The sequence below is a fragment of the Saccharothrix sp. NRRL B-16348 genome, from assembly GCF_001280085.1.
Taxonomy (GTDB): Bacteria; Actinomycetota; Actinomycetes; order Mycobacteriales; family Pseudonocardiaceae; genus Actinosynnema.
In genome coordinates this window covers 76,883-96,120 of record NZ_LGED01000244.1, presented here as the reverse complement: position 1 = coordinate 96,120, position 19,238 = coordinate 76,883, and the positions used below count along the sequence as shown (strand labels likewise).

The following is a 19,238-nucleotide window of genomic DNA, read 5'->3' as shown; positions in this document are numbered from 1 at the left end:
GCGGCTCAGCCGGTCATCCGCCCACCCCATTTCCGTGCCGCTACGCGTGGACGCCCGCCTGGTACTTCGGCACCCTCACGCTGATCTTCGTGCCCAGCCCCTGCGCCGTTTCCACGACCAGGCCGTAGTCGTCGCCGTAGCAGCGCCGGAGCCGCTCGTCGATGTTCCCCAGCCCTATCCCGGCCGTCTCGCCGACCTGGCCCGCCAACGTCCGGCGCAGCGCGTCGGGGTCCATGCCGATGCCGTCGTCTTCGATGGTGATGTGCGCCTCCGCGCCCGCGTCCGCCGCCAGGATCGAGATGTGCCCCGGCCCGACCTTGCCCTCCATCCCGTGCCGCACCGCGTTCTCCACCAACGGTTGCAGGCACAGGAACGGCACGGTCACCGGCAGGACCTCCGGCGCGATCTGCAACGTCACCTTGAGCCGCTCGCCGAACCGGGCCCGTTCCAGCGCCAGGTACTGGTCGATCGACTTCAGCTCCTCCGACAACGTGGTGAAGTCACCCGCCCGGCGGAACGAGTAGCGGGTGAAGTCGGCGAAGTCCAGCAACAGCGTGCGAGCGCGCTCGGGGTCCGTGCGCACGTACGACGCGATGGCGGACAACGAGTTGTAGATGAAGTGCGGCGAGATCTGCGCCCGCAACGCCCGCACCTCGGCCTCCACCAACCGGGTCCGCGACCGGTCCAGTTCGGCCAGTTCCAGCTGACCGGACGCCCACCGGGCCACCTCGTTCGTCGCCCGCACCAACCCGGCCGACGCCTCCCGGCTGTACGCCGCCAGCACGCCGACCACCCGTCCTTCCACGGTCAGCGGCGCGAGGACGGCCGTGTGCACGGGGCAGTCGGGCGCGGAGCACGTGATGTCGAACGCCCGCGTGCGGCCGGTGTCGAACACGTCGGCGGCCAGGCCCATCGCCTCGGCCGCGTGGTGCTCGCCGTCGCCCTCCCACGCCACGACCTCGGTCTCGTCGGTCAACGCGAGCGCGGGCGTGCCGAGCAGCGTCCGCAGGTGCTTGGCCGACTTCTTCGCCGCCTCCGGCACCAGCCCGGCGCGCAGCGGGGGAGCGGCGGACCACGCGGTGTGCAGCGTCTCGAACGTGATCCGCTGCTCGTGGGTCAGGAAGTCGTTGCGGGTGCGGGACGTCCACCACAGCGTGATCACCACGGCGACGCCGACGAGCAGTATCGCGCCCGCCGTCCACAACGCGGTCACAACCGGTCCTGGCTGCGCAGACCCAGGTTCTCCGGCGCGTGCAAGCGCACCATGACGTGGTTCACCCCCGGAGGCACCTTGCGCGGCGTCAGCAGCGACACCACGTACATCACGACGAAACCCAACGGCACGGTCCACGCGGCGGGCCGGGCCAGGAACACGTGGTACCACGCGCCGCCGCCGCGTGCGCTGATCGTCACCAGCCCGGCGACCAGCGCGGGCAGGCCGCCCGCGAGCATCCCGGCGACCGCGCCGACCGTGGTGATGCGCGTGCTCCAGATGCCCAGCACGAGCAGCGGGCACAGCGACGACGCCGCCACCGCGAACGCCAGGCCGACCATGTCCGCCACCGGCACCTTGCCCACCAGCCACGTCATGCCCAACGGCACCAGCACGGCCAGCACCGTCGACACCCGGAACCCGCGCACGCCGCGCAACCGCAGCACGTCCCGGCTCAGCACACCCGCCAGCGACACCATCAGGCCGGACGACGTGGACAGGAACGCGGCGAACGCGCCACCGGCCACCAGCGCGCCCAGCAGCTGCCCGCCCAACCCGTCGATCATCCGGCTCGGCAGCACCAGCACCACCGCGTCCGTGTCGCCGGTCATCAGCAGCTCGGGCGTGTACAGCCGGCCGAGCGCGCCGTAGATCGGCGGCATCAGGTAGAACACGCCCAGCAGGCCCAGCACGATCAACGTCGTGCGCCGCGCCGCCCGGCCGTTCGGGTTGGTGTAGAAGCGCACGATCACGTGCGGCAGGCCCATCGTGCCCAGGAACGTGGCGATGATCAGCGAGTACACCGCGTACAGCGGGAAGCGCTCGCCCCCGCGCATCGGCAGCGCCCACACGTCGTTCGTGTTCGACGGGATCGACCGCACGTGCGGCACGGCCGCGCCCTCGGGGAACGTGAGCCGCGTGCCGGCGGAGACCTCGTGCCGCCCCACGGTCAGCTGCCCGCCGCCGTCGACCCGCTCGCCGTCCACCCGGCCGGCGCCGTTGAAGGGCGTGGTCCGGGACGCGTCGAACGCCGTGTCGGAGTCGAACGTGACCGTGGTCTGCTTCGGGAACTCGGGGAACTGCGGCCCGGTCAGGTCACGCGCGCCGTGCGCGTGCCAGGCCATCACCAGGAACACCACCGGCACCGCGATCGCGGTCAGCTTGAGCCAGTACTGGAACGCCTGCACGAACGTGATGCTGCGCATCCCGCCGGAGATCACGTTCGTGGTGACCACCACCGCGACCACCAGCGCGCCCACCCAGTCCGGCGCGCCCGTCACCGTGTGCAGGGTCAGCCCGGCGCCCTGCAACTGCGGCAGCAGGTACAGCCACCCGATGCCCAGCGCGAACACGCTCGCCACCGCCCGCACCGCCGGTGACGCGAACCGTGCCTCGGCGAAGTCCGGCAGCGTGTACGCGCCGCTGCGGCGCAGGGGAGCGGCGACCAGCGCGAGCAGCACCAGGTAGCCCGCCGTGTAGCCGACCGGGAACCACAGCATGTCCGGCCCGTGCGCGAAGATCAGCCCGGCGATGCCGACGAACGACGCCGCGGACAGGTACTCGCCGCCGATGGCGGAGGCGTTCCACCACGGCGAGACGGTGCGCGAGGCGACGAAGAAGTCCGACGTGGTGCGCGAGATCCGCAGCCCGTACGTGCCGACCAACATCGTGCCGACCGCGACGACCAGCACCGCGACGATGCCGTACCCACTGCTCACGAACGTTCCACCAGCTCGGCGAACTCGCGCTCGCTGCGCTCGGCCTGGCGCACGTAGAACCAGCCCGCCAGCACGAACACCGGGAACACCAGGAAGCCCAGCAGCAGCCACGGCAGCGGCAGGCCGAGCAGGCGTTGCGCGCCGACCTGGGGCGCGAACGTGAACACCAGGGGCAGGGCCGCGACGCTCCCGCACACGACCGCGCACAGCAGCAGCCCGAGCCGCCGCTGGGTGCGGATCAGCGACCGCATGTAGACGGCGCCCAGCTCGCTCTGCTCGTCGATCTCCCGTGACGCGGGGTACGGGCGGGGTGCGCGCGGCGCGCGGGTGCGCGGGCTCGTCACCACGACCCGCTGGGTGTGCGGTCGCTGCGGCGAGGTCACGTCGGCTGCCGGTTGCGGCGCACCAGCAGCTGCCGGAGGTGCCGGGCGTGCCGCCGGCTGACCGGCAGCACCGCGCCGCCGATGTTGACGCTCAGGTGGCCGTCCTCCAGCCGCAGCTCGTCGATGTGGCCGAGTGACACGAGGTGACTGCGGTGGATGCGCACGAAACCGGCCGAGCGCCACCGCTCTTCCAGCCCGTTGAGCGCGGCGCGGACCAATCCGCTCCCGGTCGCGGTGTGCAGGCGGGCGTAATCGCCGTGCGCTTCGACGTACCGGATGTCAGCCAATCGGATGAACCTGGTGATGCCGCCGAGTTCGACCGGAATGACTTCGTCGCCCACGTCGGGCGTTTTCTCGGGCGGCGCGGCGGCGGCCGGTTCGGGCGTCTTGGAATCGAGCACTTCGTGCACGATCCGGTGCACGGACTCGGCCAGACGTTCCGCCCGGACGGGCTTGAGCAGGTAATCGAGCGCTTTCAGCTCGAATGCCTCGACCGCCGGTTCCTGGTGCGCGGTGACGAAGACGATGCGCGGCGGTTGGGCGAACCGGGACAGCACGCGGGCCAGGTCCAGCCCGTCCAGGCCGGGCATCCGGATGTCGAGGAACACGGCGTCGACCGGCTGGCCCGCGTCCATGGCCCGGTGCAGCGTCCGCAACGCCTTGGTCGCGTCCGTGACGCCCTCGACGTGGGCGACGCGCGGGTCGGAACGCAGCAGGTAGACGAGGTCCTCCAGCGCGGGGGCCTCGTCGTCGACGGCGAGCACCCTCAGTGTTCGTTCAAGCGCCCCACGGCGCTCCGGGCCCTCGCAGAGAGGGCAGGGAAGTCCTGAGGTCATGGAGTTCCAATGCGGTGTGGTCGGCAGCGTCGGCGATTAGACCACCGGACGCCTATCCTCACCCTTCGGGGTGGCCAAGGGCAATGACCGGCGCGCGGCCTGAGCGTCACCCAGCGTCATCTCCAGCTCGAGGAACGCCTCCTCGGCCCTGCGCGCGGCCAGCGACACCGACGCCGCCGCCGCGCTGCCGACCAGCCGCCGCGTCGGCTCGTGCAGACCGCGCACCACGTCGGACCACTCGTTCGCCAGCCGCGCCAACTCCGTCAGGGCGCAGACCAATTCGGCGGAAGTGCGCGGCGCCGGGTCCACGATCCGCGCCAGTCCGACGTGCGGATCGGAATCCATGACATCCCCCACGAGTGCGCCGCCGAAGTATCGAAACCCGATGCTCTCGTTCACCGACCACGCGGTCAACGACCCGTGAGTGTGGTCTCAACAGGTGCACCGATGAACTGCCTCGGCCGGACCCGGCTCCTTTCCTCACGGTCGGGCGACCACGAGAAACCTCTTCCGACAGGCGACGCTGCCTCATACAGGTATCGACGGTCACTCTCCGTGCATGCCCGAATCGGTTCGACTGGGTCCGCAGAGGGAGGCGATCAGTAGTCCATTCGGGTGTAATTTAGTGCTCGGATCAGAGATGGTCCTGGTCTCGGAGTTCGCCCCTCGGGCGGCGTTGGTGTCCTGGTAACACCTCAATGGAGATTGGCTATATGCATCGGCAGGGTGGTGCGTGTCCTGTGCCGAAGCCGGTGCTCCGCGTCGTGAACGTGGCTCCGCGGAGGCCGCTCGTGTCGAGAGCGGCGAGAACATGAGGTCAGTGTCATGAGTAGTTGGACTGAAGGCGTTCCGACGGACGGCACCGTGGAACTGCCGCCCGATCCTCGCGCCCTGGACGCGATCGGGCGTAACCACAGGCTTGAAACCGCTCTCGCGGACCTCGTGGACAATTCCATCGACGCCGGCGCCTCGCACGTTCTGATCAGAATCGTGCGAGCCGGTGGCAAGCTCCGGTCGCTGTACGTGGTCGACAACGGGCGCGGGATCGTCCCGGACGCGATCAACGCGGCGATGACCGTGGGCGGACGCCGGTCCTACGGCACGGACGACCTCGGCCACTTCGGCCTGGGGCTCAAGGCGGCCTCGTTCAGCCAGGCCAGGGCTTTCTCGATCATGTCGCGTGCGGTGGGACACCCTGCCGTGGGTCGTCGGTGGCGGCTGGACGGGGCGGTGACGGGCTTCTACTGCGACATCGTGGCCGAGCGGTTCGCGGCCGAGGAGGTCGACGGCGACTGGGGGATCCCCGCGTCCGGCAGCGGCACGGTCATCCGCTGGGACGAGGTCAGTGCCTTCCCCGTCAGCGACGAACCCGCCCGCGTCGAGCGCTTCATCGAGCACACGATCACCGCGGTCGGTGAGCACCTCGGCCTGGTCTTCCACAGGTTCCTCGAGCAAGAGCGCGTCACCATCGAGTTCGAGGTCCGCGACGCCGAGCTGGGGTACGGCGGCGTCCGGGTGCCCGTCGCCCCGCTCAACCCCTTCGGTTACACCCGCCCCGGCCGCGTCGACTTCCCCAAGGTGGTCAAGGCGACGAACGACGGCGTCGAGGTGTCGTTCCGTTGTCACATCTGGCCCGGGCGTTCCACGAGTCCGGCCTTCAAGCTCCCCGGCGGCCACGTCGAGCGGCAAGGTCTCTACTTCTACCGCCACGACCGGCTGTTGCACGCCGGGGGTTGGGACAGCGTCCACGCGCCGCACCCGAGGCTGCAACTCGCCAGGGTCGAGGTCGATATCGACGACGACATGGTCGGCCTGTTCCGGATGAACCCGGAGAAGTCGCGAGTGCAGGTGGGGCCAGAGTTCGCGAGCATCTGCGAGGCAGCCCGGTCGGACGACGGCATGTCGTTCACCGGCTACCTCGACATCGCCGAGCAGGTGTACCGGAAGTCGCGGGAGCGGGACAAGAACCGCAAGGCGATGATCATGCCTGGTGCCGGCCTGCCTCCTCGGGTGCGTGCCACGATCGAGCACGAGATCCCGGCGCTGGCCGGCGGCGAGGCGATCGACATCCGCTGGCGCCAATTCACCGACGAGTCGTTCTTCGAGGTCGACCGGGTGGCGAACACTCTGTGGCTGAACAAGCGCTACCGCAAGGTGCTCCTGGGAGGCAAGCACGGTGGGCTCAACGACCTGCCCCTGATCAAGACGCTGCTCTACCTGGTGGTGGAGAACGTCTTCCAAGGCGACCGGCTCGGCGCGAGGGACAAGGACAACATCGACCTCTGGCAGGAACTCCTCACCACCGCGGTCAAGGCCGAGCGCCAGTGACCTCCCCGAACGACGAACGCCACCTCTCACTGGCGGGGTTGCGCAGGTACCTGGACGAGGATGTCCACGTCGCCATGCGCGTCCCAGGCGAGCCGCATACGGTGCTGTTCATCAACCCAAGTGCTCGTGAACTGGGGCTGCGGGTGCACACCACGTCGGAGGACAGGCCGCCCGAGACCAACCTGAGGCACCTCGTGGCACGTCGCGCCTGGAACGGGGGCCACCACTGCCTGGAGGTGGTCGTCACCGATCCGGCGCTGTACCGCGACGCCTACCCGCTGCTTTGTGCCATGTCGGACCGGATCCAACTCGACGGGATGCGTCCCGCCGACGCCTTACGCCTCACGTTGCGACAGCTCGCGCTGCTGTTGCAACGGACCGAGCGCTTCTCGTTGGAGAGGGAGATCGGCCTTTTCGGCGAACTCCTCGTGCTCGGTGGCATGATCGGTTCGCTGGGAGCGGACGACGCCGTGCGAGCGTGGCGGGGCAGCGCCTCCGAGGAGCACGACTTCGGCTTGGCGACTCTCGATGTCGAGGTCAAGACGACCAGTGGTGAGAAGAGGGCACACTGGATCGAGTCGTGGACGCAGTTGCTGCCTACCGGTGACCGGCCGCTCTGGTTGGTCTCCCATCAGCTGACTCAGGCTGGACTCGGGTCCGGGGCCCTCCTGCCTGAACTGATCGACGCGGTCCGTCGGGCGGTCGGCGCCGGAGCGGCCGGTGACGAGTTCGAGGCACGGCTCGTCGCAGTCGGGTGGACCGACCGCCTCGCACCCACCTGTGACACGAGATGGACCAAGCGGACACCATCGCTCGCTTACGAGGTGCACGGCGGTTTCCCGCGGCTGACTCGCGACGGTTTCGCCGCGGGCACCGCCGGCCTCGTGCACGTGCCGGAGATCAAGTACCGGGTCGACCTCACGGGGTATGCCCATGACGTGCCGGTCGACGCGTTGCGCCCGGCCCTGGCCTTCGAAGGACAGTGATGACGGAGCCACTCGCCGACGCCTACATCAGCGCGCTCGACGCCATGAGGCGACTCGGACCCGGCAACCTGCACGACAAGGCCGGGAGCGCGGCCGAGGAGCTCGACGGCTTCATCGACACGTCCGACGCGGCCTTGCGCGACTACCTGGCGATCGCGGGTCCGGACGACGAGCTGCGCATGGCCCTCCACCTCAGGGTGGCTTCCTGGGACGGTGCTCGTCCCGAGGACGTGCGCTGGGCCGAGAACACCGAACCCCACACCCGCGCTCGCAGAGAGGTGATCACCCGGCGGCTGAAGGTGGACGAGGCCACCGCGAACCTGTTCGACGACCTGTTCCCGATCGCCGATCCGGACGGCACCGTCGTCATCGCCGACGACTGGGAGCCCTGGTACACGACTCAGGTCCGGCAGAAGCGGGATTTCTACTGGACGCACTACGCGGACTACCTGACCGAGCGCCGAGGCTGGTCACCCGAGGCGGTGACCAAGCTCGACACCGCCACGACCCACGTCGTCGAACGCCTGAGCGACCCCACCAGGAAGGAGCCGTATCAGGCGAAAGGGCTGGTCGTCGGTTACGTGCAGAGCGGCAAGACCGCGAACTTCACCGGCGTCATCTCCAAGGCGATCGACGCCGGCTACCGGTTGGTCATCGTGCTCACGGGTACCACCAACCTCCTGAGGGAGCAGACCCAGCGCCGAATCGACATGGAACTCGCCGGTCGCGAGAACATCTTGCGGGGTATCGACATCAACAACCCCGAAGCCCTCTCGGACGTCGACTACCAGGCCGACCAGGACTGGGTGGACGGTCGGTTCGTCAGCCACGGCGCGCAGCCCGCCGACATCGGCCGGCCTGACATCCACCGCATGACGACGTACCGGTTCGACTACCGCAGCCTCAAGCAGGGGATCAAGGCGCTCGACTTCGAGCGGTTCGACCGCGCCAAGCCGCTGAACCACCCGGACAACCTGTTCCGCGCCGACGCCCGCCTGGTGATCGTCAAGAAGAACGGTGGTGTCCTGGAGAAGCTCGCCAAGGACCTCGGCGCCATCACCGCGAAGTTGCAGGACATCCCCACCCTGATTATCGACGACGAGTCCGACCAGGCATCGATCAACACGAGCAACCCGAAGCGCTGGGCGGACGGCAAGACCGAGCGCACCAGCATCAACCGGCTCATCTCCAAGTTGCTGGGGATGCTGCCGCGCGGCCAGTACGTCGGCTACACGGCCACGCCGTTCGCGAACGTCTTCGTGGACCCGGGCGACGCGCAGGACATCTTCCCCAAGGACTTCCTCATCTCTCTGGAACGGCCGCCCGCGTACATGGGCGCGGCGGAGTTCCACGACCTCGACCTCGCGGTCCTCCCCGAAGAACGGACTTACGCCAACTCGAAGGAGAAAGCCCACATCCGGCCGCTTGACGCCAGTGACAAGCCGACCGCCCTCCAAGAGGCCATGGACTTCTTCGTCTTGGCGGCCGCGGTCAAGCTGTTCCGGAAGGACCGGGGCGCCGGCTCCTACAAGCACCACACGATGCTGGTCCACGAGGCCATGAGAACGGCCGTGCACCGCGACACCGCCGGGGTCATCAGGCGGACATGGGCGGAGGCCGCCTACTACAGCCCGAGCAGCCACCCGCGGTTGCGGGAGCTGTACGAACGGGACCTGCTGCCCGTGTCGCGTGCGCTCGAGCCGGAGTTGCCCACACCTGGCTCGTTCGAGGACTTGGCACGCCACCTCGGCGAAGCGGTCCGGCGCATCAGCCCCAAGGGCAACCCGGTCCTCGTGGTCAACAGCGACAAGGACATCGAACAGGACGACCTCGACTTCGGGCAGCACGACGTCTGGCGCATCCTCGTCGGCGGCAACAAGCTCGCGCGCGGCTTCACCGTCGAGGGCCTCACCGTGTCCTACTACCGGCGCGACGTGAAGGACGCCGACGCGCTGATGCAGATGGGCCGTTGGTTCGGCTTTCGAGCCGGGTACCGCGACCTCGTCCGCCTCTACGTCACCCCAGGGCTCAGGGACGCGTTCGAGTCGATCTGCCGCGACGAGGAGGAGTTCCGCGCCGAGCTGCGCCAGTACGCCAAAATGGTCGACGGCCGCCCTGCTGTGACGCCTTCGCAGGTTCCTCCCCTGGTGACGAGCAGGATGCTGCGTCCGACGGCGGCGGCGAAGATGTACAACGCGGTCCTGGTGGAGCGCCGCACCCTTACCAAGGAACCCAGTTCCGGTTACCCGGAACTGAGCAGGACGGACGTTCTCGAGAGCAACATCCGGGCCTGCGAACCACTGCTGGCGGCCGCCGTGGACGAAGGCGAACTGGTCCCTCTGAAGGGCACGATCCAGGCTTTTGTGGGCACGGTCACGCACGACGAGATGATCGGCGTGCTCAGCAAGCTGCAATGGGCGCATGAGGACACCTTCAAACCCGACCTGGCATGGCTCGTCGGCCTCGACGAGGGCCGGATCCGTGACTGGAAGGTCGTCATGCCGCAGCAGAAGGGTGGTCGTCGGGGAATCCTCCGGGGTATCGGCCCATTGAGCCTGCACGGTCGCGCGTTGGACACCACGGGGGGAACGAGGCGTTTGCGTGGCAACTCATCGAGCGCCGACCGCGCCGCGGTGGAATCGCTGAAAGCGGAGAACCCGTCCAGCGGTGTGATGCTCCTGTACCCGGTCGTCAGCAAGGAACAGGACTACGTTGCCGGGACGATCGACCATCATCCTCGGGAGGTCGTGATGGCGATCCGACTGGAACTGCCGGGTGATGCCGCGCCGTCGGACAGGAGGCCGCTCGCCTACAGGACGCAGGATTCCGGCCGTCCGCCGTACTCCGTTCTGGACGAGAGCTAGAGTCGGATGCCGGGCAGGCCACCGTCGTGACCTTGCGAAGCGGGGCGAAGGCCCCGTGACTCTTGGTGTCTTTGAGACCATTTCGCAGGTCGGTGGCCTGGGCTGCGCTAGGCTGCCCGCCGTGCCGCGACGCCCGAGGAAGCCTGTGCAGGACCGGACATCGGTCGAGTTGTTCGCCGGAGGCGGCGGACTCGCGATGGCCGTGCACAACGCCGGGTTCAGGCCCCTCCTGCTCAACGAGTTCGCCAAGCACGCGTGTGACACCCTGTTGGCCAACAACATGGAGTTGCGGGGCGAGGAGGAGCGGATCCCCGGCCCCGAGGATCCCTGGTTGGTCGTGCCCGGGGACGTGCAGGAGTTGAAGATGGGCTACCTGCACGGAAAGGTCGACGTCCTGGCCGGCGGACCACCGTGCCAGCCTTTCAGCCTTGGCGGTGTCGCGAAAGGGGACGAGGACAGGCGCAACATGTTCCCGCAGGTGTTCCGTGCCGTGCGTGAGATCCAGCCCAAGGCCGTGATCTGCGAGAATGTCCGGGGACTGCTCCGTCCCTCGTTCAGACCGTACTTCGACTACATCCTGCGCGAACTGTCCCTTCCTTTCAAAGAACGCGACCCGGCGTCGACGTGGCTTGAGCACGACACCGTGCTGAAGGACACCGACGTGGAGTCTGTCGACCCGCAGATGCGCTACGAGGTCGTTATGACCCAGGTGAACGCGGCGGACTACGGCGTACCCCAGATCAGGAATCGGGTCATCATCGTCGCGTTCCGAGCGGACCTCGGGGTCGACCTGACGGCCTTCAGGAAGGCCGTGCGACCGACCCATTCAGAGGCCGCGCTGATCCACTCCATGCACAGCGGTGAGTACTGGGCACGGCACCCGAAAGTGCCTGACCATGTGCGCGAGCGCGTCATGAATCGGTATCCCGATGTTCCATTGGGGAATGACGGCCTGCTGCCCTGGCGCACGCTCAGGGACGCCGTCATGGGCGTGGACGGCAACGAATCGCTTCAGCCGATCGCTTGGGACAGGTTGGATCGCCGCGAGTACTTCCCCGACGGACCGATCACCGACCACATCGGATGGCCGGACGCGAGGATCTACCCCGGACACACCCCGAACGAGTTGGACCGCCCGGCCAAGACGGTGAAGGCCGGTGTGCACGGCGTGCCAGGCGGTGAGTCCGTGCTGTTGACCGACGACCTCGTCGATGAGGAAGCGCCGCCTGGAAAGCGGGTCTACCGCCACCGCTACATGACCGTCAGGGAGACCGCGCGGGTCATGACCTTCCCTGACGACTGGAAGCTCAGTGGCCCGAGAGGCGAGAAGATGCGCCAACTCGGCAATGCCGTTCCGGTCCGGTTGGGTGAGGTGTTCGCCAAGGCGGTCGCCCGGAGCCTCGACGAGGTGGAGAACGCGTCGTGACCGGTGGGGGACGTGCCGCGGTGACCCGCGTCGATGATCGCCGCCTGCCGGAACGGGCTTGGAAGGCACCCAGGGGACGGAGCCGTGCGACCGCGTCCGCGGAGCAGGACCGCGCCGCCGGCGGCCGTCACCGCCGAATCGTCCCCGTCGAGGGTGGGGAGGCACAGGGCACCGTCGAGTTGAGGCGCCGTGCCTCTGGTGCCGTGCACGCCTACCTGCGGTGGACCGACCGCGGTCAGGTGCGCACCAGGCACCTCCGCGCCGTAGACCAGCCATCCCGGATCAGGAACCTCGCCGTCGGATGGGAACACGCCCGGGCCGAAGGGCTCGTGCGGGACGCGGCGCGACCTGAGGGCTCCTGGGCCTCCTCGCCCGAGGTGCGCGCGTCGATGCGGGGCAACCGGGGGCGGGACACGGCTCCGGAAATGCGGTTGCGGTCGATGCTGCACGCACGCGGTCTGAGGTACAGGGTCTCCACACGTCCCATGGTCGAGGTCCGCCGGACCGCCGACGTGGTGTTCCCGCGCGTCAAGGTCGCGGTGTTCGTCGACGGCTGCTACTGGCATGGTTGCCCGGAGCACTACCGGCCGGCCTCGACCAACTCGGAGTTCTGGCGGCAAAAGATCGAAGGCAACAAGCAGCGCGACGAGACGACCAACCGGTTGCTGGGGGAGGCCGGTTGGACAGTGATCCGGGCATGGGAGCACGAGGACCCGGCGGCCGTCGTCGAGCGGGTGGCCAGGGCCGTTCGATCCGCCGGAGCGGGTTGACGTCGTGCACGTCGATGCGAAGGGGGAGTGTTGACCGCGGATCTCGAGATTCCCAAGGCCGTCCGCGAAGCGGTGGTACGGGAGTTGTTCCTGCAGGTCGAGTCGCTCGACTGGGAGGCGATGTCAGCGCGCGACAAGACCCGGCAGTACGCCCGGTGGATCGAGGATCCGGCCATTGGCGGTGAACTCGCGGACTGGTACACGGCCGAGCACATCAGGGTTTGGCTGAAGGACGGTCCGCTCAAGGAGTACGCCCGTGCCCTCGAGGGCGTAGGCCCCTTCGCCGAGTACACGACCAAGCGACTCACGGACCCGGCGGAACTCGTACGCCGCTCCTTGGGCGATGGTTGGAACATCGTGCCGAACTCGATCCGAGAGAAGCCCATGCACTGCCAAGCGAACCTTGGGAGCGCGCGGAGGTACGTGTGCTGGGGTAAGCCCGGAACCTTCCGCGACCTGCTGTGGGCGGCAGTGAACGCGGCCGTGGAGATGACAACGAGGCCGATGATCGTGGTCACCCTGCGTGAGGGACAGCAGATCGACTCTCCGCTGCGGCGCAAGCATGAGCGTCTCGCCCACCATTGCTCCCTCGACCTGGCCTATGTAGAGAGGCACCTTGTCGCGCGGACGGCCGGCGGCTGACCGACCTCACGTCGCTCAGGTCAGGTCGGTCAGGGCGGTGGCGGCCAGGGATTCGAACTCGCCGAAGCCGCTGCGGGAGGCCAGGTCGTGGGCCACGCGGGCGTGGCGGAGGGCTTCGGCGAGGCGGCCGTCGGCGGCCAGGGCGTGGACCAGGTTGACGTGCGAGCGGGCGATGCCGTAGCGGTACTCGGACGACGTGGCCAGTTCCAGCGCACGCAGGTGGGCGGCCACGGCGCGGGCCGGTTCGCCCAGGTGGCGCAGGACCAGACCGAGCGCGTTGTGCACCTCAGACTCGATCCGCCGGCTCCCGCCCAGCTCCTGCACCAGCGCCAACGCCCGCTGCGCCGTCCGCATCGCCTCCGCGTGCTCCCCGCCCAGGCACAGCGCCGCCGCCAGGTGCGCCATCGACTCCGCCCGCGGGTGCCGCGCGCCGCTGCGGTACCACGCCTCCAACGCGTAGCGCTGCAGCTCCGCCGCCCGCGCGTAGTCACCGGACGCCGTGCTGCACCGCCCGAGCAGCGCCGCGCACGCCGCCTCGATGTTCACCCCGTCGGCCGCCCGCGCCAGCTCCAGCCCCGCCGACAGGAACGACTCGGCCGTCGCCAGGTCGCCGCGCATCAGCCACACCGCGCCGAGCCCGGTCAGCGCCGAGATCCGCACGTGCGGCAGGGCGCCGTCGACCTCGCCCAGCTCCGCCACCCGCTCGAACGACGCGAGCGCGGCGGGCAGCTCGCCGAGCTCCAGGTGCACGATCCCGTCCAGCCCGACGTGCAGCCACTCCGCCCGCGCGGACGGCCGCACGGCCCGCAGGTACCGCTGCGCGACCCGCAGGTTGCCCAGGTTCCGGTGCTCGGTCGCCAGCCACACCGTCATCAACGTCTCGGCGTCGTGGTCACCGGCCACCCGCGCCGCGCCCAGCGCCGCGCCGACCGCGTTCAGGAACTCCACGTGGTGCCCGTGCGACCCGAGGTAGCCGCTCACCGAGTTGACCAGCTGCCACGCCATCGGCAACGGCCCGTGCGCCGCGCAGTGCTCGGTCGCCGCCAGCACGCTGGCCCGTTCGGCGGCCAGCCACGCCCTGGCGTCGTCCGGGCTCATCCGGGGCGGCCCGGACGAGCCCAGCTCCGGGTACAGCACGTTCCCGACCTCGGCCGCCGTGCGCAGGTACCAGTCGAACAGCCGCTGCCGCGCTGCGGCCAGGTCCTCGCCCGCCGCCTCGGCCCGGTCCGCCGCGTAGTCGTGCAGCAGGTCGTGCAGCGCGAACCGGTCCGCGCCGACCCGCTGCACGAGGTGCGCCGACGCCAGGTCTTCCAGCAGCCCGCGGGCGACGTCCTCCGGCGCGTCCAGCAGCGCCGCCGCGCCGAACACGCTGAAGTCCGGCCCCGGCAGCAGACCGGCCAGCCGGAACAGCCGCGCCGCGCCCGGCGCCAACGCCGCGTACGACAGGTCGAACGCCCGCCGCACCGCCGCCGTGTCGTCGTTGTCCACCGCCAGCGCGGCCAACCGGTCGCCGCCGCGCAACTCCTCCACGTACGACGCCACGTCCGCGTGCGACGAGCCGACCAGGTTCCCCAACGCGATCCGCAGCGCCAGCGGCAGGTACCCGCACAGCTTGGCCAGCTCGCCGAGCGCGTCGAACTGCGTCGCCGCCGCCTCCGGCCCCAGCGACCGGGCCAGCAGCTTCCACGCCTCGTCGCCCCGCAGCACGTCCAGCCGCACGGACGTGCCGCGCAGCCGCAGCTCGTTGCGGCTGGTGATCAGCACCGAGCAGCCGGGGTCGGCGGGCAGCAGCGGCCGCACCTGGTCCACCGACGCGGCGTTGTCCAGCGTGATCAGCACCCGTCGGCCGCGCAGCCGGGCCCGGTAGCCGGCGACGAGGTCGTCCTCGTCCACCGGGATGTGGTCGGCCCGCACGCCCATCGCCCGCAGGAACCGCGCCAGCACGGCGGACGTCGGCAGTGGCGGCGAGGTGGAGTGCCCGCGCAGGTTCACGTACAGCTGCCCGTCGGGGTACCGGTCGCGCACCGCGTGCCCCACCGAGATGGCGAACGCCGTCTTGCCGACGCCCGGCGGCCCGCACACGACCACGGTCGCCGTGCCGCGGGTCAGCAACCCCGTCACCCGGGTCAGCTCCGCGCCGCGGCCGACGAAGTTGCCCACCGGCGCGGGCAGCTGAGACACCGGCGCCCACGTGCTCGCGGCCGGCAGGTGCAGCGCCGGGTCGCCGGTGAGGATCGAGTGGTGCACGGCGCGCAGCGAGTCGCTGGGGTCGACGCCCAGCTCGCGCGCCAACGCCGTGGACGCCTGCCGGTAGGCGTCCAGCGCGTCGGCCTGCCGGTCCACCCGGTACAGCGCCACCATCAGCTGCGACCAGAACCGCTCTCGCAACGGGTGCTGCGCGGTCAGCCGGCGCAGGTCCGCGATCACCTCGTCGGACCGGCCGAGCCGCAGCTTCACGTCCACCAGCTCGGAGATCACCCGCAGCCGCTGCTCGGCGAGGTTCGGCACCTCCGTCTCGTGCAGCGACTCCGACGGCACGTCGGCCAGCGGCGGCCCGTGCCAGCACTCCAGCGCCCGCTCGTAGGACTCGGCGGCGCCGGTGAAGTCCTCGGCGGCGGCCAGCTTCGCGCCCTGCTCGGCCGACGCCTCGAACCGGTTCAGGTCCAGCGCGTCCGGCGGCACGTCGATCCGGTAGCCGGTCGGGGTGGTGTGGATCAGCGGCGGTTCGCCGAGCGCGCGCCGCAACCGCATCACGTACACCGGCAGGGTCTGCGCCGCGCGGTCCGGCGGCGTCTCGCCCCACACCCGGCGGATCAGGTCGCTCGCGGGCACCGAGCGGTTCGCGTCCAGCAGCAGGGTGGCCAGGACGATGCGGTGCTTGGCGGCGGTGACGGGGACCGAGCGGCCGTTCCGGCGTACCACGAGGGACCCCAGCACGCCGAACTCGTCCTGCGACAGGGTCAACCGCCTCCGCTCTGTCCCGACGTTGACATGCTCGTACCCCGGCCCGCACCGGAGTACCACCGGATGGCCCCTGCTACAGCCTGCCGACTTCGGTGATCCGCAGCGCGGCCGTGCCGATCTCGTCGGACTCGGCCAGGTCGACCTCGGCGGTGAAGCCCCAGTCGTGGTCCTTGGCCGGGTCGTCCAGGATCTGCCGCACCCGCCACAGCCCCGGCTCCTCGGTGATCACCAGCAGCGCCGGTCCGCGCGCGTCCGGGCCCATGCCGATCTCGTCGTGCTCCTCGAAGTACGGCTCCAGCGCGTCCTGCCAGTCCTCGGCGGCCCAGCCCGCGTCGCCGTCCAGCCGGCCCAGCTCGTAGTAGTTGCGCCGCGCGGCCAGCTCCACCCGCCGGAACAACGCGTTGCGCACCAGCACCCGGAACGCCCGCACGTTGCCGGTGACGGCCGGCGGCGCGTCGCTCAACGACGTCTCGGCGGCCTCCTCGGCCGGGTTGCGCAGCTTCTCCCACTCGTCCAGCAGGCTGGAGTCGACCTGGCGGACCAGCTCGCCCAGCCACTCCTGCAGGTCGCTGAGCTCCTCGGTCTTGGCGTCCTCGGGCACGGTCTGCCGCAGCGCCTTGTACGCGTCGGCCAGGTACCGCAGCACCAGGCCCTCGGAGCGCGCCAACTGGTAATGGGAGACGTACTCGGTGAACGTCATCGCCCGCTCGAACATGTCCCGCACCACGGACTTCGGCGACAGGTGGTGGTCGGCGACCCACGGGTGCCCGCGCCGGTACGTGGTGAACGCGGCCTCCAGCAGCTCGGCGAGCGGCTTCGGGTACGTCACCTCGTCGAGCAGCTCCATCCGCTGGTCGTACTCGATGCCCTCGGACTTCATCGCGCCGATGGCCTCGCCGCGCGCCTTGTGCTCCTGCGCGGACAGCACTTGGCGCGGGTCGTCCAGAGTGGACTCGACCACCGACAGCACGTCGAGCGCGTACGACGGCGACTCGCGGTCCAGCAGCTCGATCGCGGCCAGCGCGAACGGCGACAGCGGCTGGTTGAGCGCGAAGTTCACCTGCAGGTCCACGGTGAGCCGGATCTCGCCGCCCTGCCGCTCCACCACGCCCGCCGCCAGCAGGCCCCGGTACATCTGGATGGCCCGCAGGATGTGCCTGCGCTGCGCGGGCCGGTCCTCGTGGTTGTCCTCCAGCAGGTGGCGCATCGCGCCGAACGCGTCGCCCGGCCTGCCGATCACGTTGAGCAGCATGGCGTGGCTGACCTGGAAGCTCGACGTCAGCGGCTCGGGCTCGGCGTTCTTGAGCCGTTCGAAGGTCTGGTCGCTCCACGACACGAAGCCCTCGGGCGCCTTCTTGCGCACCACCTTGCGCCGCTTCTTCGGGTCGTCGCCCGCCTTGGCCAGCGCCTTCTCGTTCTCCACCACGTGGTCGGGCGCCTGCACCACGACCGTGCCGACGGTGTCGTAGCCCGCGCGGCCCGCCCGGCCCGCGATCTGGTGGAACTCGCGCGCCTTGAGGTGGCGGGTGCGCTGGCCGTCGTACTTCGACAGGGCGGTGAAGACGACCGTGCGGATGGGCACGTTGATGCCGACGCCGAGGGTGTCCGTGCCGCAGATGACCTTCAGCAGGCCGGCCTGCGCCAACTGCTCCACCAGCCGCCGGTACTTCGGCAGCATGCCCGCGTGGTGCACGCCGATGCCGTGCCGGACCAGGCGGGACAGCGTCTTGCCGAACCCGGAGGTGAACCGGAACCGGCCGATCATGGCCGCGATGGCGTCCTTCTCGGCGCGGGTGGCGACGTTCACGCTCATCAGCGACTGCGCGCGTTCCAGGGCCGAGGCCTGGGTGAAGTGCACCACGTAGACCGGGGCCTCGCGGCCGTGCAGGAGCTCTTCGATCGTCTCGTGCAGCGGGGTGGTGACGTACTGGAAGTTCAGCGGCACCGGGCGTTCGGCGGAGCGGACCACGGTCGTCGGGTGGCCGGTGCGGCGGGTCAGGTCCTTCTCGAAGAACGTGACGTCGCCCAGGGTGGCGGACATGAGCAGGAACTGCGCCTGCGGCAGCTCGATCAGCGGCACCTGCCACGCCCAGCCGCGGTCGGGCTCGGAGTAGAAGTGGAACTCGTCCATGACGACCTGGCCGACATCGGCCCGCGTGCCGTCGCGCAGGGCGATGTTGGCCAGGATCTCGGCGGTGCAGCAGATGATCGGCGCGGTCTCGTTGACGCTCGCGTCGCCGGTCATCATGCCGACGTTCTCCGCGCCGAACGTCTCGATCAGGGCGAAGAACTTCTCGGACACCAGGGCCTTGATGGGCGCGGTGTAGAACGTCCGCTTGCCCTCCGCCATCGCGGCGAAGTGCGCGCCGATGGCGACCAGCGACTTGCCGGAGCCGGTCGGCGTGCTGAGGATGACGTTCGAGCCGGAGACGATCTCGATCAACGCCTCCTGCTGCGCCGGGTACAGCGACAGCCCACGCCCGCTCGCCCACTCGGCGAAGGTGTCGTAGAGGACGTCGGGGTCGGGGGTGGCCGGCAGGCGGTCGGTGAGAGTCATCGCAGGCAGAGCATAGTGCCACCGGCCGGCGCGTCACGTTCGCGTGATCGCCGCTGGTCAGTGCCGCTTACTCCCGGCCGGCGAGGAGACAGGCCTCGTGCGCGATGTAGCGCCACACGTCGAGGCCCTCGAGGTCTTCGATGCAGCCGGTGAGCTCGCCCATCGAGCCCCGCCAGCACGCCTCTTCGTGCTCGTAGGTGACCTGGTACCCGTGCGACGCGAGGTGGTCCACGCAGGCGGCGATCGTCGCCGACGCCGGGCCGGCGGTGGCGACGGGCAGCGCGACGGTGGCGAACGTCAAGGCGGCGGCGGGGAGGAGTCGGGTGATCCGGGACATGGTTCTGCCCTCCGTGACGGTGTTCGGACCCCTCCAGTGGACGGGCCCGCCGGGCTCGATGACAGGGATTTCCCCTCGTCGGGCGTCGCCCACCCACCTCGCCTGTCCGGACGACCCGATTCACCCGGTGGTGTGATCAGAATCGTTGTTGCACGGAGCTGGCCATTGCGTAGTAGTTGCAACTAGCGTGGTGCGCGTGTCCGATCCGGTAGCA

At 69.8% G+C, this 19,238-nt stretch carries 14 protein-coding genes; 6 read left to right on the top strand and 8 right to left on the bottom strand.

Features of this window, described 5'->3' with window-relative positions; all coding sequences use genetic code 11:
• Positions 1 to 40 precede the first annotated feature (40 nt).
• From ADK67_RS39495 to ADK67_RS39475, 5 genes are read right to left on the bottom strand one after another with little or no spacing between them, the layout of a single operon-like run.
• A complete protein-coding gene (locus ADK67_RS39495) occupies positions 41 to 1,213 on the bottom strand; it encodes a GAF domain-containing sensor histidine kinase (protein WP_197289827.1) in 1,173 nt (390 codons plus the stop codon).
• Positions 1,210 to 2,931, bottom strand: a complete 1,722-nt coding sequence (locus tag ADK67_RS39490; protein WP_053721695.1) for a sodium/solute symporter — start codon at positions 2,929 to 2,931, stop codon at positions 1,210 to 1,212. The genes ADK67_RS39495 and ADK67_RS39490 overlap by 4 nt, the downstream gene beginning before the upstream one ends.
• Positions 2,928 to 3,314 carry a DUF485 domain-containing protein gene (locus tag ADK67_RS39485; RefSeq protein WP_053721694.1) on the bottom strand — a complete coding sequence of 129 codons (387 nt, stop codon included), beginning with the start codon at positions 3,312 to 3,314 and terminating at the stop codon, positions 2,928 to 2,930. The genes ADK67_RS39490 and ADK67_RS39485 overlap by 4 nt, the downstream gene beginning before the upstream one ends.
• Positions 3,311 to 4,150, bottom strand: a complete 840-nt coding sequence (locus tag ADK67_RS39480; protein WP_197289826.1) for a LytR/AlgR family response regulator transcription factor — start codon at positions 4,148 to 4,150, stop codon at positions 3,311 to 3,313. The genes ADK67_RS39485 and ADK67_RS39480 overlap by 4 nt, the downstream gene beginning before the upstream one ends.
• A gap of 36 nt (positions 4,151 to 4,186) precedes the next feature.
• Positions 4,187 to 4,495 (bottom strand): hypothetical protein, encoded by a 309-nt coding sequence (locus tag ADK67_RS39475; protein WP_053721693.1) that lies wholly within the window; start codon positions 4,493 to 4,495, stop codon positions 4,187 to 4,189.
• Between the two features lie 480 nt (positions 4,496 to 4,975).
• On the opposite strand from ADK67_RS39475, the gene ADK67_RS39470 reads away from it, so the two are divergent.
• From ADK67_RS39470 to ADK67_RS39445, 6 genes are all read left to right on the top strand, one after another.
• Complete coding sequence (locus ADK67_RS39470; RefSeq protein ID WP_053721692.1) at positions 4,976 to 6,478, top strand: ATP-binding protein; 1,503 nt, start codon at positions 4,976 to 4,978, stop codon at positions 6,476 to 6,478.
• 38 nt (positions 6,479 to 6,516) lie between these two features.
• Positions 6,517 to 7,464: a PD-(D/E)XK motif protein gene (locus tag ADK67_RS39465; RefSeq protein ID WP_157621379.1), complete on the top strand. Its 948-nt coding sequence runs from the start codon at positions 6,517 to 6,519 to the stop codon at positions 7,462 to 7,464.
• Positions 7,464 to 10,328 (top strand): Z1 domain-containing protein, encoded by a 2,865-nt coding sequence (locus tag ADK67_RS39460; protein WP_053721690.1) that lies wholly within the window; start codon positions 7,464 to 7,466, stop codon positions 10,326 to 10,328. The genes ADK67_RS39465 and ADK67_RS39460 overlap by 1 nt, the downstream gene beginning before the upstream one ends.
• Before the next feature lie 145 nt (positions 10,329 to 10,473).
• Positions 10,474 to 11,754, top strand: coding sequence for a DNA cytosine methyltransferase (locus tag ADK67_RS39455; protein WP_269436137.1), 1,281 nt, complete (start codon positions 10,474 to 10,476; stop codon positions 11,752 to 11,754).
• A 203-nt stretch (positions 11,755 to 11,957) separates the two neighbouring features.
• A complete protein-coding gene (locus ADK67_RS53020) occupies positions 11,958 to 12,524 on the top strand; it encodes a very short patch repair endonuclease (RefSeq protein WP_331459374.1) in 567 nt (188 codons plus the stop codon).
• Positions 12,525 to 12,554: 30 nt separating this feature from the next.
• A complete protein-coding gene (locus ADK67_RS39445; protein WP_053721753.1) occupies positions 12,555 to 13,166 on the top strand; it encodes a hypothetical protein in 612 nt (203 codons plus the stop codon).
• Positions 13,167 to 13,181: 15 nt separating this feature from the next.
• Here ADK67_RS39445 and ADK67_RS39440 read toward each other — a convergent pair whose 3' ends face one another.
• The 3 genes from ADK67_RS39440 to ADK67_RS39430 all read right to left on the bottom strand — a co-directional run bounded on the left by ADK67_RS39440 (position 13,182) and on the right by ADK67_RS39430 (position 19,024).
• Entirely contained in the window at positions 13,182 to 16,130 is a 2,949-nt protein-coding gene (locus ADK67_RS39440; protein ID WP_053721689.1) for an AfsR/SARP family transcriptional regulator, read from the bottom strand.
• 73 nt (positions 16,131 to 16,203) lie between these two features.
• Positions 16,204 to 18,687, bottom strand: a complete 2,484-nt coding sequence (locus tag ADK67_RS39435; RefSeq protein WP_053721688.1) for a DEAD/DEAH box helicase — start codon at positions 18,685 to 18,687, stop codon at positions 16,204 to 16,206.
• A gap of 67 nt (positions 18,688 to 18,754) precedes the next feature.
• On the bottom strand, positions 18,755 to 19,024 hold the full coding sequence (locus ADK67_RS39430) for a hypothetical protein (protein WP_053721687.1): 270 nt from the start codon (positions 19,022 to 19,024) through the stop codon (positions 18,755 to 18,757).
• Between the last annotated feature and the right edge of the window lie 214 nt (positions 19,025 to 19,238).

What these genes read in the sequence shown, in the direction of transcription:
- ADK67_RS39430 (WP_053721687.1), bottom strand. Translation starts at nt 19,024, where the DNA reads ATGTCCCGGATCACCCGACTCCTCCCCGCCGCCGCCTTGACGTTCGCC.
- ADK67_RS39480 (WP_197289826.1), bottom strand. Translation starts at nt 4,150, where the DNA reads ATGACCTCAGGACTTCCCTGCCCTCTCTGCGAGGGCCCGGAGCGCCGT.
- ADK67_RS39460 (WP_053721690.1), top strand. Translation starts at nt 7,464, where the DNA reads ATGACGGAGCCACTCGCCGACGCCTACATCAGCGCGCTCGACGCCATG.
- ADK67_RS39475 (WP_053721693.1), bottom strand. Translation starts at nt 4,495, where the DNA reads ATGGATTCCGATCCGCACGTCGGACTGGCGCGGATCGTGGACCCGGCG.
- ADK67_RS39470 (WP_053721692.1), top strand. Translation starts at nt 4,976, where the DNA reads ATGAGTAGTTGGACTGAAGGCGTTCCGACGGACGGCACCGTGGAACTG.
- ADK67_RS39435 (WP_053721688.1), bottom strand. Translation starts at nt 18,687, where the DNA reads ATGACTCTCACCGACCGCCTGCCGGCCACCCCCGACCCCGACGTCCTC.